This window comes from Thermogemmatispora sp. (assembly GCF_019683635.1).
GTDB lineage: Bacteria > Chloroflexota > Ktedonobacteria > Ktedonobacterales > Ktedonobacteraceae > Thermogemmatispora.
The window spans coordinates 1-20,102 of sequence record NZ_JADGIA010000085.1 but is presented as its reverse complement, the minus strand read 5'-3'; the positions used below and the strand labels follow the sequence as shown (position 1 = coordinate 20,102).

Annotated in this window: 14 protein-coding genes; 7 read left to right on the top strand and 7 right to left on the bottom strand. The window is 61.4% G+C overall.

What is annotated here, in order from left to right; genetic code table 11:
- Positions 1–696 precede the first annotated feature (696 nt).
- The 3 genes from iscB (at position 697) to lon (ending at position 6,268) form a co-directional block, all read left to right on the top strand.
- Positions 697–2,019 (top strand): RNA-guided endonuclease IscB, encoded by a 1,323-nt coding sequence (iscB, locus tag IRZ31_RS11215; RefSeq protein WP_363325663.1) that lies wholly within the window; start codon positions 697–699, stop codon positions 2,017–2,019.
- A gap of 881 nt (positions 2,020–2,900) precedes the next feature.
- Positions 2,901–3,383 carry an Hsp20/alpha crystallin family protein gene (locus tag IRZ31_RS11210; RefSeq protein WP_112431713.1) on the top strand — a complete coding sequence of 161 codons (483 nt, stop codon included), beginning with the start codon at positions 2,901–2,903 and terminating at the stop codon, positions 3,381–3,383.
- A gap of 74 nt (positions 3,384–3,457) precedes the next feature.
- Positions 3,458–6,268, top strand: coding sequence for an endopeptidase La (lon, locus tag IRZ31_RS11205; protein ID WP_297153482.1), 2,811 nt, complete (start codon positions 3,458–3,460; stop codon positions 6,266–6,268).
- Positions 6,269–6,490: 222 nt separating this feature from the next.
- On the opposite strand, the gene radC is transcribed toward lon, so the two are convergent.
- The 3 genes from radC to IRZ31_RS11190 form a co-directional block, all read right to left on the bottom strand.
- Positions 6,491–7,219 (bottom strand): DNA repair protein RadC, encoded by a 729-nt coding sequence (gene radC / locus IRZ31_RS11200; RefSeq protein WP_297153479.1) that lies wholly within the window; start codon positions 7,217–7,219, stop codon positions 6,491–6,493.
- 546 nt (positions 7,220–7,765) lie between these two features.
- On the bottom strand, positions 7,766–10,126 hold the full coding sequence (locus tag IRZ31_RS11195; protein ID WP_297153476.1) for a UvrD-helicase domain-containing protein: 2,361 nt from the start codon (positions 10,124–10,126) through the stop codon (positions 7,766–7,768).
- Between the two features lie 282 nt (positions 10,127–10,408).
- The gene (locus IRZ31_RS11190) at positions 10,409–10,903 is read right to left on the bottom strand and encodes a hypothetical protein (RefSeq protein WP_297153473.1); all 495 of its coding nucleotides are present in this window, start codon (positions 10,901–10,903) and stop codon (positions 10,409–10,411) included.
- A 394-nt stretch (positions 10,904–11,297) separates the two neighbouring features.
- On the opposite strand from IRZ31_RS11190, the gene IRZ31_RS11185 reads away from it, so the two are divergent.
- From IRZ31_RS11185 to groES, 4 genes are all read left to right on the top strand, one after another.
- A complete protein-coding gene (locus tag IRZ31_RS11185) occupies positions 11,298–11,876 on the top strand; it encodes a MarR family transcriptional regulator (RefSeq protein ID WP_297153471.1) in 579 nt (192 codons plus the stop codon).
- Positions 11,873–12,673: an ATP-binding cassette domain-containing protein gene (locus IRZ31_RS11180; protein WP_112431702.1), complete on the top strand. Its 801-nt coding sequence runs from the start codon at positions 11,873–11,875 to the stop codon at positions 12,671–12,673. The genes IRZ31_RS11185 and IRZ31_RS11180 overlap by 4 nt, the downstream gene beginning before the upstream one ends.
- Before the next feature lie 58 nt (positions 12,674–12,731).
- Entirely contained in the window at positions 12,732–13,499 is a 768-nt protein-coding gene (locus tag IRZ31_RS11175) for an ABC transporter permease (RefSeq protein ID WP_363325662.1), read from the top strand.
- A 189-nt stretch (positions 13,500–13,688) separates the two neighbouring features.
- Positions 13,689–13,994 (top strand): co-chaperone GroES, encoded by a 306-nt coding sequence (gene groES / locus IRZ31_RS11170; RefSeq protein ID WP_297153461.1) that lies wholly within the window; start codon positions 13,689–13,691, stop codon positions 13,992–13,994.
- A 386-nt stretch (positions 13,995–14,380) separates the two neighbouring features.
- On the opposite strand, the gene IRZ31_RS11165 is transcribed toward groES, so the two are convergent.
- From IRZ31_RS11165 to nuoK, 4 genes are all read right to left on the bottom strand, one after another.
- Positions 14,381–16,144 (bottom strand): NADH-quinone oxidoreductase subunit N, encoded by a 1,764-nt coding sequence (locus IRZ31_RS11165; RefSeq protein ID WP_297153458.1) that lies wholly within the window; start codon positions 16,142–16,144, stop codon positions 14,381–14,383.
- Between the two features lie 77 nt (positions 16,145–16,221).
- Positions 16,222–17,772, bottom strand: coding sequence for an NADH-quinone oxidoreductase subunit M (locus IRZ31_RS11160; protein ID WP_297153455.1), 1,551 nt, complete (start codon positions 17,770–17,772; stop codon positions 16,222–16,224).
- A gap of 6 nt (positions 17,773–17,778) precedes the next feature.
- Positions 17,779–19,836, bottom strand: coding sequence for an NADH-quinone oxidoreductase subunit L (gene nuoL, locus IRZ31_RS11155; protein ID WP_297153453.1), 2,058 nt, complete (start codon positions 19,834–19,836; stop codon positions 17,779–17,781).
- Between the two features lie 4 nt (positions 19,837–19,840).
- On the bottom strand, positions 19,841–20,102 hold a 262-nt coding region (gene nuoK / locus IRZ31_RS11150), incomplete at its 5' end, for an NADH-quinone oxidoreductase subunit NuoK (RefSeq protein WP_297153451.1).

Genomic DNA, 20,102 nt, shown 5'->3' with positions numbered 1-20,102 from the left:
GCGCTGGAGACCCCACTCGCTTCCGCCTCCACCGGCTGAGAGCGCCGCTTTCTTCCGGGCCACCATGCAAACAATCGAGCCAGCCATTGAGAGAGTGTTTGCGCGATCATGGGAGTGCCCTCTATTCATATCAGGGCGCTGGCCGCGCCCGGCTAACCAACCAGGAAAGACGCGCCTGATAGCTGCTGAGTTGCCTGCCAACCTTTTGAAAACGCACGAAAAATAAATGAAGCCCAAGAGACATAGTAGCATATCGTCATGAAGACGTCAAACCACCTTGCAATTTTCGCGCCCGCATGCCATAATCAAAAAGGCCAGGCGGCCAAAAGGGCAGCCCTGGCCTGCAGATGGGAAGGCACGCCTGCCCATACGCACGCATTCCGCTCCCGTCAGAGACCCCACGGCTCAAGCCGGGGGCTTGCAGGGAATCTTGCAAGCCCGGCTCTGACCAGCCCAAGCGGTTGAGCCGAAGGACAAGGCGAGGACGCCGCTCCGTTGCTGGCAGGCCAACGACCCACTCCGGGATGCTTCCCCAGTTCCGGACCCTGGAAGCTCCGGCTGCAGACAACCTTCGGGGTGTGGGCGAAACGGGCCGGAGGAGACGCCCGGCCAGCAACATGGGCGAGGGGAGCGGTCCGGGAGAGTCCGCCCGGACCCGTCACCGGCCCCGTAAGGGGTCCCGAAAGGGAGGAAAGGATCATGGTGTTTGTGCTGGACAAGCGCAAGCAGCCGCTCATGCCTTGCCCGGAGAAGCGAGCACGATTGTTGCTGGAACGCGGACGTGCCGTCGTTCACCGGCTCCATCCGTTCACCATCAGGCTCAAAGACCGGCTCCTTGAGGAGAGCGTGCTGCAGCCCGTCGGGCTGAAGCTCGATCCAGGGAGCAAGGTCACCGGGGTGGCGGTTGTGCGCCGGCAAGAGAGGGAGAATGGTCCTTGGGATCATGCCTTGCACCTGGCAGAGATGGCTCATCGTGGGGATGCTGTGCGAGAACGGATGCAGAAACGGGCGGCATCCCGCCGCCGGAGGAGGAACGCCCATCTGCGCTTCCGCGCTCCCAGGTTCACCCATCGCCGGAGGGCCAACGGCTGGGTCCCGCCGTCGTTGCGAAGCCGGGTTGAGAACGTCCTCTCGTGGGCGAGCCGGTACCGGCGCCTGGCCCCCATTGCTTGGATCGAGATCGAGACCGTCCGGTTTGACACGCAGGCGCTGCACCACCCGGAGATCTCTGGCGTGGAGTACCAGCGTGGCGAGCTGTTCGGCTATGAAGTCCGCGAATACTTGCTAGAAAAATGGGGACGCCGCTGTGTGTACTGTGGCGCGGAGAACGTGCCACTGGAGATCGAGCACATCATTCCGAAGTCGAGGGGGGGAACTGATCGGGTCAGCAATCTGACCGTCGCTTGTCGAGCCTGCAACCAGGCCAAGGGGAACCGGACGGCGGAGGAGTTTGGCCACCCGGAAGTGCAAGCCAGGGCGAAGGGGCCGCTGAAGGACGCCGCGGCCGTCAACACGACGCGCTCCGCGATCCGGAACGGTCTGTGTGCCATGAGCCTGGAGGTTCGCTCATGGACGGGCGGGCGGACGAAGTGGAACCGGGAACGGTTGGGACTCCCGAAGACGCATGCGTTGGACGCCCTGTGCGTGGGCGATCTTGCCGGGGTGTCCGGCTGGCATGCCCCGGTTCTTGCCATCAAGGCACTGGGACGCGGGCAGCGGTGCCGGACGAACGTGGACGCCCACGGGTTCCCGCGCGGATACAGGATGCGTTCCAAGACGGTGCGTGGATTGCGCACGGGGGATCTGGTGCGTGCGGAAGTACCGAGGGGCAAGCGCACCGGAGTCCATGTTGGCCCGGTGGCCGTGCGCGCCTCTGGATCGTTCCGGGTGGGAAAAGCGGATGGGATTTCGTGGAGGTGGTGTCGCCTGCTTCAGCGGGCAGATGGCTACGGGTATACGAAAGGAGGGTGCGGCGCCTCCTCCCCAGGCGGAAACGCCGGGGCTTCCGGCGCCGCATGATTTGGTGAGAGGGTCAGGCCAAGAGCGCAGAGCCAAGCCGACAGCTGTGCGCCACGTAGCCCTGGCCCACGCTGCTACCGGGTGATTGTGACCTTTGAAGCAGAAAGAAAGGCATGTGTCGGTCATGCAGGAAGACATCCTTGGGACCAGAAGGACTGCAATATCGGATACATATGTCAACTGCTCCAGGTGCAATAAGGCAACACGTCTGCGCTACGCGCGCATCATCCAGAGCGACGTCCTCTCAGAGAGCCATTCAGAATACGAATACCTCTGCCCGGAGTGTCAGAAGGCGCTGGCCAGCGGCGAAAAAGATCTTCCTCTGCTGTAGTCAGCACGTGTAGCATCCACGGGGCTGTACGGAACGTCTTCGCCCTCCCCTGCTCCATCCACCTCGCCTGAGAGACAGCGCCGCAGAGCAGATTGCAGGAAAGAATCAGGGGCCGGGCGGAACGCCCAGCCAGAGCAGCGCTGTTGCATTCACCAGGGGAGGAGAGAAGGCAAAGGGGCGCGAGCGGGTAGGGCAGGCGAGACTGAGCCAGACCTGCCAGGGTCCAGTCTAGCCCGGGCCGCGCGGATTTGTTTGTCTGCCCGTCTATGTGCCGGCTCGTGGCTGATCGTTAGTCCTTGTGGCTCGCTTTACCTTTCTAGCAGACCAGCAACCGACTCGCAAGCTCAGGGAGAGAGCACCAAACAAACCGAGAGCCAGCCAGGTATGGAGGGACCCAGACCAGGGCAGGCGGCCAGACAGCGGACAGCCGCCCACATCGATCGGCAGCCCAGCGGAGTCCAGCAGGCCAACGCTCATAAACGAGCAGGGAAGCTACATGTAGGTCACGCCTCACGATCCGTTTGAGGAGAGTGAAACGAGGTAAACCAGTATGCGGATGCGCTACCGCTCTGTGACCTATCGCTATATCGATGGGTCAGGGCAACAACTGCAACGCCACTATCGCCAGTTGTTGCAGGAAGTTCTCTGGCAGAGTCAGCAGGCGCTTCTCCAACACTCGGAGGTCTGGCGTCCTCCCGCCGATATACGCGAATCGGCGGAGCAGGTCGTCGTGAAAATAGAGCTTGCAGGCATGTCAGAGGATGAGATCAATGTCACACTCTACGAAGACGCGCTGGTGGTCAGCGGCGAGCGGCGAGATGACAATGAGGACCGCGAGAACCTCTACTATCAGGAGGCGCAGATCCGCTATGGACCTTTTCGCGTTGAGGTCTTCATTCCCTCGCCCATCGATCGCGAGGCAGTGACGGCACGCTACGAAAACGGCTTTCTCTGGGTCACGTTGCCCAAGCTGCCCGCGACCCGCAGCGAGCCTCAGCGCGTCCAGGTTCGGCAGAGTGCCACGGAGAAGTAGCAATTAGCGAATGAACCGAACGAACTACTGACTGAGAAAGGTTTATGGAAAAGGATCAGAAGAAGCGCGGGCTTATGCCTGAGCAGGCGGTCGAAGAAGAAGAGGAAGAACAGGTTCAGGGGAAACGAGATGAAGAGGAGACTCAGGCGAAAAGTGCTCCTGCGCGGCGGCGCCCGGCGCGTGGCGGGCGAGCGGCCACCGCTAGCTCGCCCTCAACACGTCAGAAGCCGCGGCGGCGTCAGCGGCGCGCGGTCGATGAGGATCCCGAACCTTCCCGTGAAGAACGCTCGCACCATCACTATCATCACTACTCCGATGAGCGGGAGGAAGACGACGAGGAACGGTTCTCGATTCCCGACATCCTGCCGGTCCTTCCCCTCAAAGATGTCGTGGTCTATCCTTTCGCCATGCAGCCGCTGGCGGTTGGTCAGGAGCGCTCGATTCGCCTGATCAACGATATCATGCCAGGCAATCGCCTGGTCGTGCTGGTAGCCCAGCGCTCGGCAGAGATCGAGCAGGCCGGGCCGGACGACATCTTTAAGATCGGTACGGTCTCGCGCGTGGAACGCATGATTCGCATGCCCGATGGCACGATCCATATCATTGTCAAAGGGCTGGAGCGTGTGACCATCGGCGAGTTCGTTCAAGAAAAACCCTACCTGAAGGCGCGCGTGACCCTGCGACCTGACATCCAGGAGAGCGACACTGAGACCGAGGCCATTAAGCGCAACGTGGTGAGCTATTTCCAGCGCATGGTCGCTCTGGTCCAAAATGTGCCGGAGGCCGCGGCTGCCGCTAACCTCAACCTGGAAGAGCCGCGCCAGGTGGTCTACCTGATCGCGACCTTCGTCCAGATGGACCTGCAGCTGCGCCAGAAGCTGCTGGAGCTTGATTCGGTGCGCGCAAAGCTCAAGGAGCTAAGCAGCTTCCTCGCCCACGAGCTGGAGATCTTCGAACTGGGCCGCAAGATCCAGAGCCGCGCCCAGGAAGAAATGAACAAGATGCAGCGCGAGTACCTCCTGCGCGAGCAGCTGAAGGCCATCCAGCGTGAGCTGGGCGAGGAGAGCGAAGAGCAGGCTACGATCAACGAGCTGCGCGCCAAAATCGAAGAGGCCAGGATGCCCGAGGAGGCCCTCAAGGAGGCCAACCGCGAGCTGTCGCGCCTGGAGAAGCTGCCCACGGTCTCGCCTGAGTACAGCATCATCCGTACCTACCTTGAGCTACTGGTCAGCCTCCCCTGGAGCAAGAGCACCGGCCAGACGATTGATGTCCAGAAGGCGCGTCAGGTCCTCGATGAGGACCACTACGATCTGGAGAAGATCAAGGAGCGCATTCTGGAATACCTGGCCGTGCGCCGCCTGAAGGAGGAGCGCATGGCCGAGCGGGCCAGGCGCGAGGAGGAGGCCGCCGAGGCCGCCGCAGAGGGAGAGGCCGACAAGCGCCGCCCGACGCAGCCGCTGCACTCGGACGAGGCCAATCGCCAGCTCAACCGCGAGCCGATCCTCTGCTTCGTCGGCCCACCGGGCGTCGGTAAGACCTCGCTGGGTCAGTCGATCGCCCGCGCCCTGGGGCGCAAGTTCGCGCGTATGTCCCTGGGCGGCATTCGTGACGAGGCCGAGATCCGCGGCCATCGCCGCACCTATATCGGGGCCATGCCCGGGCGCATCATCCAGACCCTGCGGCGCGTCGAAACCAACGATCCTGTGATCATGCTCGACGAGGTCGATAAGGTTGGGGCCGATTGGCGCGGCGACCCTTCTTCTGCTCTGCTGGAGGTGCTTGACCCGGAGCAGAACTACAACTTCCGCGATAACTACCTGGACCTGCCTTTCGATCTGTCGAAGGTCTTCTTCATCGCAACAGCGAACTCTCTGGAGCCAATCCCGGCGCCGCTGCGGGACCGCATGGAGATTCTGGAGCTTTCGGGCTATACCGAGGAACAGAAGATGCACATCGCCCGCAACTACCTGCTGCCGAAGCAGATCGCGGCCAACGGGCTGCGCCCGGATGAGCTGATCGTCGACGATGAGGTGATCCGTCACATTATTCGCGGCTACACGCGCGAGGCGGGCGTGCGCAATCTGGAGCGCGAGATCGGTACGCTTTGCCGCAAGGCGGCGCGCCAGATCGCCGAGGGGCGTCAGGCGCCGATCCATATCACCACGGAGCAGCTGACCGAGTACCTGGGGCGCTGGCGCTTCTTCGAGGAGGCCGCCGAGCGCATCGATCGGCCCGGCATCGCCACCGGCCTGAGCTGGACCCCTGTCGGCGGCGAGATCATCTTTGTTGAGGCGGCGGTCATGCCCAGCAAGGAGAGTCAGCTGATCCTGACGGGGCAGCTGGGGGATGTGATGAAGGAGTCGGCAATGGCGGCTCTCAGTTACGTGCGCTCGAACGCCGCCGCCCTGGGTCTCCCCCCTAATGTTTTCGAGAACCAGACCGTGCACATTCACGTTCCCGCGGGAGCTATCCCCAAGGATGGACCATCGGCGGGCGTGACAATGGTGACCGTACTGGTCTCCCTGGCCAGCGGGCGTAAGGTGCGCTCGGATGTGGCCATGACGGGCGAGATTACTCTGCGCGGGCGCGTCATGCCCATCGGCGGCGTCAAGGAAAAGGTGCTGGCCGCCTACCGCTCCGGCATCCATACGGTGATTCTGCCGCGCAAGAACGAGCAGGATCTGCTAGAGGACCTGCCACGCGAGCTGCGCGAGCAGATGGAGTTCGTCTTCGTCGATGATATCAAGCAGGTGCTGGCTGTGGCCCTGGAGGGCGGCCTGCCCTCTCCTCACCCTGAGAATGCCGCCGGCGAGGGAGATCAGGACCGCAGTCAGGACCAGACTGGCCCACAAGCGGCGCCAGAGGCGGTCGTCCGCGCTAGCTGAGTGTTTTCGCTTTCAAACGGCTGCGATGGGACTGGGAAAGGTCTTCCTTTCCTGGCTTCATCTGGACGCTTCCCATCGCAGCCGCTCTGTCTTCTACCCCCTCTGTCTCCTTTGCCCCCTGCCTTGCCTGAACCCTGGACCTCCCTCCTCTGCCAGGTCGATCGATCCCTTCTAAGAGGCATCAGCAAGACCGGCAGGTTGCCCGGACCTGACTGACCAGCCCTACCAACGGAGCTGCTCCTTCAGGCTCACATAGCGCTGCTTCCCGATTACCAGATGATCGATCAGCTCGGTATCAAGGAGATGCCCGGCGGCCACCAGCTGCTCGGTAACGGCGATGTCCTCCGGCGAAGGCGTCGGGTCCCCACTCGGGTGATTGTGGCAAATGAGAATGCTCGGGCAATTGCGCAGGATCGCAGGCCGGAAGACTTCCGCCGCACGCAGGACCGAGCTGTTGACCGTCCCCTTGTAGCGCTTCTCGATCGCCACCACCTGATTCTTGGTATCCAGCAGCAGAATCCACATTTCCTCATGCTCCAGATAGGCCATCTCCATCATGACCAGGCGCGCCGCATCCGCCGGCGAGATGATGCGATAGCGAGCCTCCGGCTGCTCTAGCTGCAGCCGTCGACCCAGCTCCAGCGCCGCCTTGAGCTGGGCCGCTTTGGCGGCACCCAGCCCATGCTCGCGGCAGAGCCTGGCCAGATCTGCCCCCATGAGTCCACCAAGCCCACCGTACAGCACCAGAAGTTTCGCCGCCAGCTCCACAACGTTGTTGCGCCTGGTCCCAGTACGCAAGACGATGGCTAACAGCTCGGCAGTCGAGAGAGCCTGCGGCCCGTAGGACAGTAGACGCTCGCGTGGTCGTTCATTGCTGGGCATATCATGAATAGTAATATGGTACTCTATTCGCTCGCCACTCTTCTCCCCTTTGAAATGCTTGGTTTCCATTAGCTTTTCCGGTCAGTTTCCTTTCCTCATGGTAATAAAGAGATACCGATAAAAGGCTAAAGCTATGATAAATGCTCATATTCGATCAGACAATAGCCATATTTGGAAGCAAGCGGCGTTATAGACTCTCCATTCCACTGCTGTCAATTTATTGATAGGGGATTGACAAGATTGAGGCTTTTTATCAGGCGAATTGCCATAGAAAGTTAACACAACCTTAATAGAGACCTGTAACACTAGCAGGAGCAGAAAAGAGGAAGGCAGAATAGCCTCAGCCAAATGTATCAGTAGTAGTGTGCTCTTGCTTGACTTGATTCAATCTTCCTCTGTCTGAGCATGAGACGTGGGGGTCATGTATGAGGACAATAACGCTGGCGTCGAGAGCTACGAGCTGGGAGGATGGTGTTCCAGTGGATCATGGCGCTCAGCATCATGGTACTGCTTTAGAAGCAGTAATTGGAGGGCAGCCTGTCGCGAAGCACGCGGCGATGCTGGCCAGCCCCAGGCGCCGACCAGCAGGGATGGTTTTCCTGGTATGCCAGCCACTCAGGGGAGGCGCTCCAGGCGTGCATAATCCAGGCTCAGACGCTTCTTGCCATGCTTCCCCTGAAACTGCACCTCGACAAACTCAGAGCCGCTTTCCAGCTCACTTTTGAGCACAATGCCCTGCCCAAAGAGGTGGTGCAGCACGCGATCGCCAGGCTGGAAGCGCGGCGCTGCTGGTGTCGATGAGATGTCGGCGGATGGCGGGGTGAAGGTCGCGTCGGCAGGCACGGAGCGGCGCGGACGGGAACCAGCGCCGCCATAGACCCCACGAGAGCCATAGCCGTAGTCGTGATCATCGCTCTCGTAGCGTCCCCCCCGTTCCCAGGTTGAAGACTGGCGCAGCGAACCAGAGCCGGGACTAGAGGCAAACAGATCGGGCGGGATATCAGCCAGAAAGCGCGATGGCTCCGTATAGACCACGTCGCCGAAATACGAGCGGCGACGGGCGCGCACCAGGTAGAGACGACGCATCGCGCGCGTGAAGCCAACATAGGCCAGGCGACGCTCTTCCTCCAGCTGTTCGGGCGAATCGATGGAGCGCCCATGTGGGAGAATGCCCTCGTCGAGACCTACAATGAAGACCACCGGGAACTCCAGGCCCTTGGCCGCATGCAAGGTGATCAGCGTCACGGCATCCTGATCCTCTTCGTGAAGGAGGGTGCCCTCTTCGCCTGTCTGAGCCACGTCGGCCCCGCCGACCAGAGCCACGTTCTCTAGAAACAGCTCCAGGGCCAGCGAAGTCTCAATCTCCGCGTAATCCTCAGCCACGCGACGCAGTTCCAGGATGTTACTCCAGCGCTCCTCACCTTCGGGAGAGGCGCGCAGCTCAGGGCCATAGCCTGTGCGCTCAGCCACGCGGTCGAGCAGCTCTGGCAAGCGCAGCTCAGCCACGGACGCGCGCAGCTCTTCCAACAGGTGGGCGAACTGCTGCAGGGCGTTCTTGGCGGCGCGCCCCAGGGTCGGATGGTCCTCGCTGCGCTGCAGGGCATCGTAGAGCGAAAGCTGCTCCTCGCGAGCCCAGCGCTGCAGCTCGCCCAGCGACTTCGGGCCGATCTTCCGGTTGGGGACATTGATGATGCGCTGCAGGCTCAGGTCGTCGTGAGGATTGAGCAGCAGGCGCAAATAGGCCAGCATGTCCTTGACTTCTTTGCGCTCGTAGAACTTGCGGCTGCCGATGACTTTATAAGGAATATTGGCCCGCAGGAATTGCTCTTCGAGAGCGCGTGACTGGGCGTTGGTCCGATACATCACGGCAATCTCGCCGCGATGGGCCACCTCGCCGCGCGCCAGCAGCTTAAGGATCTCATCGGCCACGTATAGCCCCTCGGCCTCGTCGTTATAAGCCTCATGGTAGATCAGCTTCTCGCCCTGGCCGAGGGCGGTCCACAGCCGCTTCTCCTTGCGGGCCGTATTGCGCCGGACGACGCACTGAGCGGCATCGAGAATGTGCTGCGTTGAGCGATAGTTTTGCTCAAGCAGGATGATGCGCGCCTCGGGGAAATCGCGCTCGAAGGCCTGGACGTTTTCGGCACTGGCGCCGCGCCAGCTATAGATCATCTGGTCATCGTCGCCAACAACGCAGACATTGCCGCTGCCGCCGGGCCGCTCGTAGCTGCCCCGTCCCAGCAGGCGGATCAGCTTATATTGCGGCACATTGCAGTCCTGGAACTCGTCGACATGGATATACTGCCAGCGCTGCTGGTAACGCTCCAGGGCCTCGGGTTCTGTACGCCAGAGCTGCTCGGTGAGCATCAGCAGATCATCGAAGTCGACGCTATTGTTGGCGCGCAGCAGCTGCTGATAGCGGCGATAGACCCGCGCGGCGATCTCTTCGGTATAGCGGCGAGCCTGCTCGGCCATCTGGTACGGGGAGAGCATGGCGTTCTTGGCGCGCGAGATCAAGGCATGGATCAGCGAGGCACGATACTGCTTCTCATCGAGATCGAGGTCGCGCAGGGCCTGCTTGATAAGGGCGGCCTGGTCATCGGTATCGAGGATGACAAAGGAGCGCGTCAGGCCGAGCGGAGCCAGCAGATCCGCCTCGGCGCGCAGCACACGGGCACAGATAGCGTGGAAGGTGCCAATATACATCTCGCGGGCCTCACTCAGGCCCACCAGCTTCTCCAGACGCTCCTGCATCTCGCGCGCGGCCTTATTGGTAAAGGTCACGGCCAGAATATGCCAGGGCCGCACGCCACGGCAGCGCACCAGATAGGCGATGCGATGGGTGATGACGCGCGTCTTGCCGCTGCCGGGACCAGCCAGGATCAGCAGCGGCCCCTCGGTAGTGGTGACGGCCTCCCGCTGCGGTCCGTTGAGGCCGGCCAGTAGCTCCTGTTCCAGGTCTGTATGCTCAGGCATCAGTACGGTCCAGCTCTATCTGTCTGTCTGTCTGTCGTGCAGATGAGTTTGCTGTGAGCGACGGGCGCTGATTGTGATCGCCTTAGCCACACTTCACGAGCACCACGACTGGCGCCCGACTCTGTGAATATCAGCGCATCGGGCTTTTATTGTAGCGCATTCTGCCCACCGGTACAAGCGTGGCCAGGACCCCCGTGACTTCTGGCTCTGGCCACCACCTCCCTCACCCTTTGCTTCCCTGGCTGCGAGCCGGTGCCTGATCCTGACCACCATGCGGAAACGTCATTGAATAGCGGCGTCCAGGATCAAATAGAAGGTACCGTCAACTCCACAGGAAACCAGGTGCAAGGCCCCACGTAGACCTTCCACCTTCTCACAGATAGAGGTTACGGAGCTGGAGGCCTCTTGAAGAGTCTCTGAGACCCGGCAGCTCGCGGCCTCAACGGTCAGGGTCCGTACAACGGTCCCCTGCTGATCCTGCCTGAGAAGCCTATCCTGGTCGATATAGATCAGGGTCGCCGCCTGGCATTGCTGATAGGCATGCAGGAAACAGGCCCCTGCACGCATGGTCTGCCTGGTTTCTGAGGCGTTCTTGCTCAATGCTTCTGTACTCGTGACAGTACCACAAGCAAGCGCCGATGTCGAATTCCGCGGCGGCTGCCCACAGGCCGAGATCACGATGAAGATAAGCGCTAACGCACATAAGAGCGTGAAGGGCAAAAATGCCGGGCTGTCGGCGGTCCTTACCGCCGGGGATGGGTGAGCTTGCTTCTGCATAAGAGCCTCTCTTTTCGCGCTTGTGTTGTGCCTCGTAGCTGCACGAGCCACGCAGCCACGAGAGTGTCAGGGACCAGGCTTGTTCCAGCTTCCTTGACTCAAGGTTTTTTAGCAGCCTGGGAAAGCGAAGGGGAAGGCTCTGAGCCGGAAACAGTCTCGTCGCTCCTCTGCGGTAGCACACCTGTGAGCCATTGCCAATCGTTAGCTGGCAGCCTTCGTTATATAGAGACTGCTCTCCCTCGCGCTGAGTTCCCCAATGCTCCTTCCTTCCAGCCGTGTCCGCAGGGGGCACACTCCTCGCACTTTGCCCCTTGACAGCTTCGAGAAACTGTATTATCAATATATTTGATAGTAAAAATATTAGTCTGTAAAAAGGAAGGGAGCGAGTCGAGTCATGGCCAGCGAACGCCTGGTAGAAGATCTGCTGGCCTTGTGGAGGCTGCTGAGGCGCAGCACTCACCCGGTCAGGCGGGCAGAAATGACGCCGGAGCAGTACTGGCTGCTCAAAAACCTGAGCCGGCGGGGGAGCTGCAGCGTCGGCGAGCTGGCGACCGCCCTCGGACTGAGCGGTAGCTCTGTGACCAGCGCCTGTAAGCGGTTGGAGAAGGCGGGCCTGGTGAGGCGTGTGCGTCAGGGCGATGGAGGCGACGAGCGGGTGGTGCTGGTCGAGCTGACGGCGCGCGGTATCGAGCAGGTAGCGGCCTGGCAACGAGAACGGCGCGCCGTGCTCTCGCGTATGCTGGAGCCGTTAACCCCTGCAGAGCAGGATGAGCTACAGCGACTCATTGAGCGTGTGCTGGAGGCAGCCGAGTCCGCAGGGGAAGGGGCCGAAGGCAGGCGCGACGAAGAACCCGGGCAGGAGCAAGACACCCCTGGTCAGGCCCAGGTTCTCAACGAGCAGGAGAGCGAGGGCCACGGCTCCAGTCCGGTGGTCACTGCCATCCCTGCAGGAGAGGGAGGTCAGGCCGAATGAGGCCAATGATTGAAGTCGAAGATCTTGTCAAGCGTTTCGGCGATAAAGTCGCCGTTGATCACATCACGTTCTCTATTCAGGAGGGCGAAGCCTTTGGCTTGCTTGGCCCCAATGGGGCGGGCAAGACTACCACTATTCGCATGCTCATCACCTTGATTCCGCCGACCAGCGGCCAGATGCGCATCGCGGGGCTGGACGTCCAACGCCATAAGATGGTCATTCGGCGGCTGCTGGGGTATGTCTCGCAGTCGCTGTCGGCGGACAGCACGCTGACCGGCTATGAGAATTTGCTGGTGGTGGCCAAGCTGCTGGGTTTCCCACGCCAGGAGCGTGAGCGGCGCATCTGGGAGGTGCTGGAGCTGCTCAATCTGCGCGACGCGGCCCACAGCCTGGTGCGCACCTACTCGGGCGGCATGGTCCGGCGCCTGGAGATCGGTCAGGCCATTCTCCACCGTCCGCGCATTCTGATCCTGGATGAGCCGACCATCGGCCTTGATCCGACGGCGCGACGCTCAGTCTGGGAGGCGTTGGAGCTGCTGCGCAATCAGGAGCAGATCACCCTCTTGGTGACCACCCACTATATGGAGGAAGCTGACGCTTATTGCCAGCGCGTGGCCATTATGGATCAGGGGCGCATTGCGGCGATCGGTGAGCCGGCGGCCCTGAAGGCCAGCCTGAATCGGCCCGGTGCTACGCTTGAGGACGTGTTTACGTCAGTGACAGGCAATACTCTGGAATCGGGAGGCAGTTATCGTGAAGTCAGACAGTTACGTCGGCGCGCTCAGCGTTTCGGATAAACCCCAGCGAGAAGGAGCCGCCCTGGAGGCATTGCTGCGCCCGCCTTCGCCCTGGGAGATGGTGGTAACCTATGTACGGTGTGTGCTGGTCGTGGCAGAGATCGAGCTACGCAAGCTGCGTCACGATCCGACCGAATTGCTGACGCGCGCCGTGCAGCCGGCCCTGTGGCTGGTGATCTTCGGCGAGGCCTTCTCTCGCCTTCGCGCCATCCCCACCGGTTCGGTCAGCTATCTGACGTTTATGACGCCAGGCATTCTGGCCCAGTCATTGATGTTCGTCTCGATCTTTTACGGGCTGAGCATCATCTGGGAACGCGATGCGGGCATCCTGCAAAAGTTTCTGGTCTTGCCGGTGCCGCGCGCGAGCTTTGTGACCGGCAAGGGGCTGGGAGCCGCCGTGCGCTCGCTCAGCCAGGCAGTAATCATCTTCCTCCTGGCCCTGCTGCTGGGCGTCCACCTACAGTGGAGCCTGATCGGTGTTATCGGCAGCCTGCTGGCGGTCCTGATTGCTGCCAGCTTCTTTTCGACGCTGTCGATGTTGATCGCCATTCTGGTAAAGACGCGCGAGCGCTTCATGGGCATCGGCCAGGTCTTGACAATGCCGCTCTTTTTCGCCAGCAATGCCATTTATCCCTTGGCCATCATGCCCGACTGGCTGCGGATTCTGGCGCAGATTAATCCATTGAGCTATACTGTGGACTTGTTGCGCGGCTTCCTCGTGGTGGGCGCGGTTCCCGATGCTCTGCTGGATTGGGGCGTGTTGCTGTTGGCGGTGATTGTGGCGCAGGCGCTGGCGGCTTCAACTTATCAATCGATTGTGCTGTAAGGGCGCCTTTTCCCTCTTGCGATGTGGCCCACTCTGGTGTATGATAATAGCCGGTTCGCACTCTCCTCGCGAGAGTGCTAATCGGCTGGGCGCCACGCTGCCAGGTCGAGACGAGGCAGGGGCAGGCGTGGCGGCTCTGTTTGTTGTTGCCGTCTCATGCTATCTGTCTGTGCAAGGGAGGTAGAGTCTATGTCCACCGCAGGTGAGAAGGTTCGCCCACTAGCTGATCGTCTGCTGGTAAAGCCTGTCACGCGCGAGTCGGTGACGAAGACCGGCATCGTGCTCCCCGATACAGCCAAGGAGAAGCCCCAGCAGGGCCTGGTCCTGGCGGTTGGCCCGGGCAAGCTGCTCGATAACGGCCAGCGCGTGAAGCCCGAGGTGAATGTCGGCGATCATGTGCTCTTCTCAAAGTATTCTGGCACCGAGATCAAGATCGACGATGAGGAGCTGCTGATCCTGCGCGAAAGCGATGTGATGGGCGTGGTCGAGGAGTAGGTGACCGGCGGCCTCTCTCGCTCTACTCCTCTTTATTCCTTCTTTCCTCTTTCGCCGCTTTCTTTCTTTTATTCTGCCTCGATATGCCTATCATATGCGATGATTCCAGTGCCTATGAGCGCGTATGGCACTGGAATTTTTTCATTCCTGCTGGCTTGTGCCAGGCCAGTCAGCCTGGCTCGCGAGACGGCGAGATGAGTCGTCGGCCCCCCTACAGGTTATCACGCTCGTACTCGCAGGCCCAACAAGAAAAAAGCTGGTGGACCGTGTTCTCTGTCTTGCGATCCACCAGCCTGTTATCTCGCCATATCAGGAGAGCCACCGCCCCAGGAGGTGTCGCCCTGGCGCGGTAGCCCCGTTCCCTTTCCCTTGCACCGTCATCAGCGCTACAGTGTCGCCGCGGCCTTCAGCGCCAGATCGACCAGCCAGAAGGGCAGCACCGTTCCCAGCGCCAGCGCACCCAGCGCCGCCAGCCCCAGACCGAGCCAGGTTGTCCAGCTCAGCGAGCTACCAGCCAGCGCTCCCTCCTCAGCGGCCTGCTCGTGCGTCTCAGGCGCCTGCTCGACTGCCGGAGCACGCCGCGTCGTCGCCTGGGCCGTCGTCTTCACCGCCACCGCCGCGCCAGCCGTGCCAGTACTGGCCCCACTGGCGCGCGTCGACGCCGCCCGCCCCAACGCTCCGGGGACCCGCGGGGCCATGCCTGCGCCCGCTCCCGCGCCTGCCACTGCCAGCGCAGGCGTCGCCTCTAACGGCTCCGCCTGCGCCTCACGGGCCGGCTCCATGAACATCGCCGCAATCAGGCGCAAGTAATAATACATTCCCAGCACACTGGTCAGCACACCGATCAGCAACAGCTCAGGATGGCCGCCCTGCAGTGCCGCAAAGAACAGATAGTACTTGGCCGCGAACCCGGCCATCGGCGGGAAGCCCGCCAACCCCAGCAGGAAGAAGGCCAGAAAACCCGCCAGCCAGGGCCGTCGGAACCACAGCCCGCGCAGATCCTCTCTATCACAGCCACTGTTATCGAGCCGCTCCAGAGCGCTCAGCGCCCCGAAGGCCCCCGCATTCAGGAAAGCATAGCAGAGCAGATAGAAGAGGATAGCAGCCAGACCGGTCGCTCCTCCCACCACCACACCGATCAGCAGATAGCCCGCATGAGCCACACTTGAGTAAGCCAGCAACCGCTTCGCATTGCGCTGCACCAGCGCCAGCAGATTGCCGCCAACCATCGTCAGCACCGCCAGCGCCCAAACGACCGCCTGCCAGTCTGCCGCCACCGGCGCCAGCACCACCGCGAAGACCCGCGCAAAGGCGACCAGCGCTGCCGCCTTTGTCCCCACGGACATAAAGGCCGTCACCGGCGCCGGCGCCCCCTCATAGACATCCGGCGTCCACATCTGGAACGGAATCGCCGACACCTTAAAGGCAAAGCCCACCGTCAGCAGCCCAATCCCGATGAGCAACAGCGTTGTACTCTGCGGATGGGCCTGCAAAAACTGCAGCACACCCGGAAAAGCGCTCGTTCCCCGCGCCCCGAAGCGCGTCGTCCCCGTGGCCCCATAGATCAGCGCCACACCATAAAGCAGGAAAGCCGAGGCGAAGGAACTCAGCAAAAAGTACTTCATCCCAGCTTCCTGTGAGCTTTGCCGGCGCGTCACAAAGCTACAGAGGATATAGAGCGCCAGCGATAGCGTCTCCAGACCCAGGAACAGGGTCATGAAGCTGGTCGCCGCCGCCAGCAGCATCATCCCAAGCGTCGCCGCCAGGAAGAGCGCATAGTACTCGCCCTGATGCACCAGCTTCAGACGCTTCAGGTAGGCGGGAGAGAAGATAATACCTAAACCGGCAGCGCTCAAGATCGCCAGATAGGCGTAGAGCGATCCCCAATCAGAGCCGACCAGGCCAAAGAACGCTCGCTGGCCATCGCCAACCACGAAGAGCACGATCGTGGCCGCCAGCGCGCCGAGCACCCCAAGCAAGGCCAGAAGGGGCAGCACAAAGAAGTTGGCCGCTCCTCGCTCGCGGGGCGCAGATCCCGTCTGCGGCAAGAGCAGATCGACCAACAGGATCAGCAGCGCTACCCCGGCCAGCACCAGCTCAGGCGCAATGCGTGCCCAGTCGGCAGCCGATGCGATGTACGTAAACGACATAGCAGAACCTCGCGACAAAACCTGTTCCCGCTCCCTTCCGCCGCCGCCCTTCCTGGCTCCCTCACTCCTCAGCTACCCTAATGCTCCACGAAGAACGTCAGCGGCAGCGGATGCACACCGATATAGAAGATCAACACCAGCAACGGCAGCAGTACCAGGAATTCACCAATATCCAGATCAGGCAGACCTCCCTTGCGCTCAGCCGCCACCACAGGGCCGCCAGCCGGACGCACACCCATCATTGCATTCTGCACCAGCCGGATCATATACCAGGCCGCCGGCACTACCACCAGCGTTCCCAGTACCCCGAAGACCGCATTATTGCGGAAGACCCCCAACAGGGCCAGGAACTCACCGGCGAAACTATTCAGGCCAGGCAGGCCCAGCGACGACAGGCAGGCGATCATCAAGACACTGGCCATAATCGGCAAGCGACGCGCCATCCCGCCGTAGTCCTCCAGGCGCCGCGTCCCCGTGCGCGCTTCCAGGAAACCCACAATCAAGAAGAGCGCCGTGATCGTAATACCATGATTGACCATCTGCAGCACAGCGCCGTCAATGCCCTGCTGACTGGCCATCCCCTGTGCACTGAGGGCAAAGATCCCCAGCGTGATCACCCCCAGATGGCTGATGCTCGAATAGGCCAGTAGCCGCTTCATGTCGCTTTGCACCAGGGCCATCAGCGCACAGTAGAGAATGCCAATCACCGCCAGCGTGCTGATCAGCGGCGCCAGGCGATGGGCCGCATCCGGGAAGAGCGTCAGGCAGTAGCGCAGGAAGCCATAGGCCCCAGCCTTGGCCATCGCTCCAGCCAGCATGGCCGTCACCGGCGCGGGCGCCTCGCTATAGGCATCCGGCAGCCAGCTATGGAAGGGCACCAGCGGCGTCTTGACAGCAAAGGCTGCAGCAAAGGCCAGGAAGAGCCAGAGCTGCACAGTGCTGTTCAGGTGGGTCGAGCTATTCAAAATAGTCGTCAGATCGAGCGTATAATGCCCACCTGTGCGATAATAGTAGCCCAGGGCAATGATCCCGGCCAGCATCAGAAAGCTGCCCACCGCCGTATAGAGCACAAACTTAATGGCCGCATAGACGCGCCGCGGGCCACCCCAGCCACCAACCAGGAAGTAGGCCGGGATCAGCATCAGCTCCCAGAAGACGTAGAACAGGAAGAGATTGGTCGCCAGAAAGACCCCCAGCAGACCACTCTCCAACAAGAGCATGAAGGCCAGGTAGGTACGTAGCTTCTGCTCCACGCGGAACGAGGCCGCAATACAGACCACCGTCAGCAGCGTGGTCAGAGTCATCAGCAGCACACTGACGCCATCCACTCCCAGGCTATAATTGATGCCCAGGGCTGGCAGCCAGCTCAGATGCTCCTGCAGCAGGAAGGTGACACTGGCCACCGTCGGCGAGGCTTCACCCACGACCAACGGCACCGTACCGACAGTGATGGCTGTCGGATGCGGCTGGGCATAGGCCAGCATCACGCCGAGCGCCAGGAGCAGATCCAGCCAGGCCACCCCCAGCGCCGTCCAGCGAATCACATTGACGCGCTCGCGGGGGAGCAGCAGCACGACAATGCCGCCCAGCAGCGGGAGAAAGATAATCGTCGATAACATCGGGAACATGCCGGCTTACCCCCTCACGACATAGTAGAGAATAATCAGCACCACGCCGATCAAGATCGCCAGCGCATAGTTGCGCACATAGCCAGTCTGCAGGCGACGTCCACCTGCACTCACCAGGCTGAAAGCTCTTCCCACCAGCCGGCTGCCCCCATCCAGCAGCCCACCCTCCAACAGGGCCGAAGCCTGACGCCCCAGCCATAGCAAGGGATTGATCAGGAGCGCAATGCCGATCTCATCAACATAGTACTTGTTGTAGGCCAGGCGATAGAAAGGATTGCGGCTCTCCTTGTAGACAAAGCCTTGACCGTAGCGCCGCCAGGCGATCAGCAGCCCAAGCAGAGCAAAGACCAGGCTGGCCCCGGTCGAGAGCCAGAGCAGACGTAGATTGCCTTCCGGCGCGCTACCCAGCACCGGCGCTAAAAAGGCGTTCAACGGCTGCCAGCGGCTGTAATTGAAGAGCGCAAAGGAGCCGACCAGGCCACCGATCGTCGACAGAATCGCCAGAATGACCAGAGGCACCGTCATCACCGCTGGAGCCTCATAGATCTCATAGAGAGCCGACTCTCCGCGACGGCGCCTTCCTCCCGTCGTAAGCACCTCCTCCGCTTCCTCTTCTTCTTCCTCCTCAGAACCAGCATGACTGTGCTTCAAGGGGCCAGCCCCGCGGTAGCTCCCCATGAAGATGCCGTAGAAGAGACGGAACATATAGAGGGCCGTCAGACCGGCGGTCAGGACGCCCAGGCCCCACAGGCCGTAGTACAGGTAGCGCACAGCCCCGCCCACGCTGGTCGCCTGCGTCAAGAGGGCGCTCAGAATATCATCTTTGCTCCAGAAGCCGGCAAACGGTGGAATACCGCTGATCGCCAATACGGCAATCAGGAAGGTCCAGAAGGTAATGCGCAGGCGGTAGCGCAGGCCCCCCATCTCGCGCATATCCTGCTCGCCGCCCAGCGCATGAATCACGGCCCCAGCGCCCAGGAAGAGCAGGGCCTTGAAATAGGCGTGGGTCGTCAAGTGGAAAATGCCCGCGCTATAGCTTCCCGCACTCTCACCCATGAACATATAGCCGAGCTGGCTGATCGTCGAATAAGCCAGCACCCGCTTGATATCGAGCTGCGTCAGGGCGATGGTCGCCGCAAAGAGGGCCGTCAAGCCCCCGATCGCGCCCACAATCGGCAGGGCATAAGGCGAGAGCGTAAAGAGCACGTGCGTGCGCGCCACCAGATAGACGCCGGCGGTCACCATCGTCGCCGCATGGATCAAGGCGCTGACCGGCGTTGGGCCCTCCATTGCATCCGGCAGCCACATATAGAGCGGCAACTGGGCCGACTTCGCCGCGCAAGCCACAAAGAGCAGCAGAGGAATCGCCAGCGAGACCAGCGAGCCAAGCTGCTGGCAGGAGGTCGCCGTCAGCACCCCGTAGCCACTGGTGCCCGGAATGCAGTTCGGGCCGCCGTAGCCATAGTCGACCGTATCCAGGTGCTTGAACAGCAAGAAGATGGCCAGCATCAGGCCAAAGTCGCCGATCACATTGATCACCAGCGCCTTGCGCGCGGCAGCCACTGCCGCCGGACGCTGGTACCAGAAGCCGATTAACAAGAAGGAAGCCAGGCCCACCAGGCCCCAACCCACCAGCAGGAAGAGCAGATTATCCGCGCTTACCAGCAACGTCATCGCAAAGATGAAGAAGTTCATATAAGAGAAGAAGCGCCAGAAGCCCGGATCATCCGCCATATAGCCCGCCGAATAAATATGGATCAAGAGGCCGACCCCGGTGATCACCAGCAGCATCGTCGCCGAGAGCGGATCAAGCAAGAGGCCAAAGTGGACCTGCAGGTCGCCGGCGATCGCCCAGGTGTAGACCGTCGCATCGCTCACGCGCTGGCTATCCGGGTGGACACCCAGCAGCGACAGAAAGGCGCTCAAAGCGAATAGGAAAGAGAGGGCGACCGTGCCCCAGGCAACGGTCAGAATCGCCGAGCGCGGCAAGGTCCTGCCAAGCAGCCCCAGGATGATGAAGCCCAGCAGCGGCGGGATCAGCACCCAGAGAAGAAGACTTGCCATCGCGTTACCCTCGCAGCAGATTCATCTCGTCCACGTCGATATTACGCCGTGTTCGGAAGATCGAGACGATGATCGCCAGCCCGACCACCACCTCGGCGGCGGCCACTGTGAGCACGATAAAGACAAAAACCTGACCATCCGCCGAATCCAGATAGCTTGAGAGCGTGACAAAGGCCAGATTGACCGCGTTAAGCATGAGTTCTATCGACATAAAGATAATGAGCGGATTGCGCCGCACCAGAACGCCAATGGTGCCAATGGTGAAG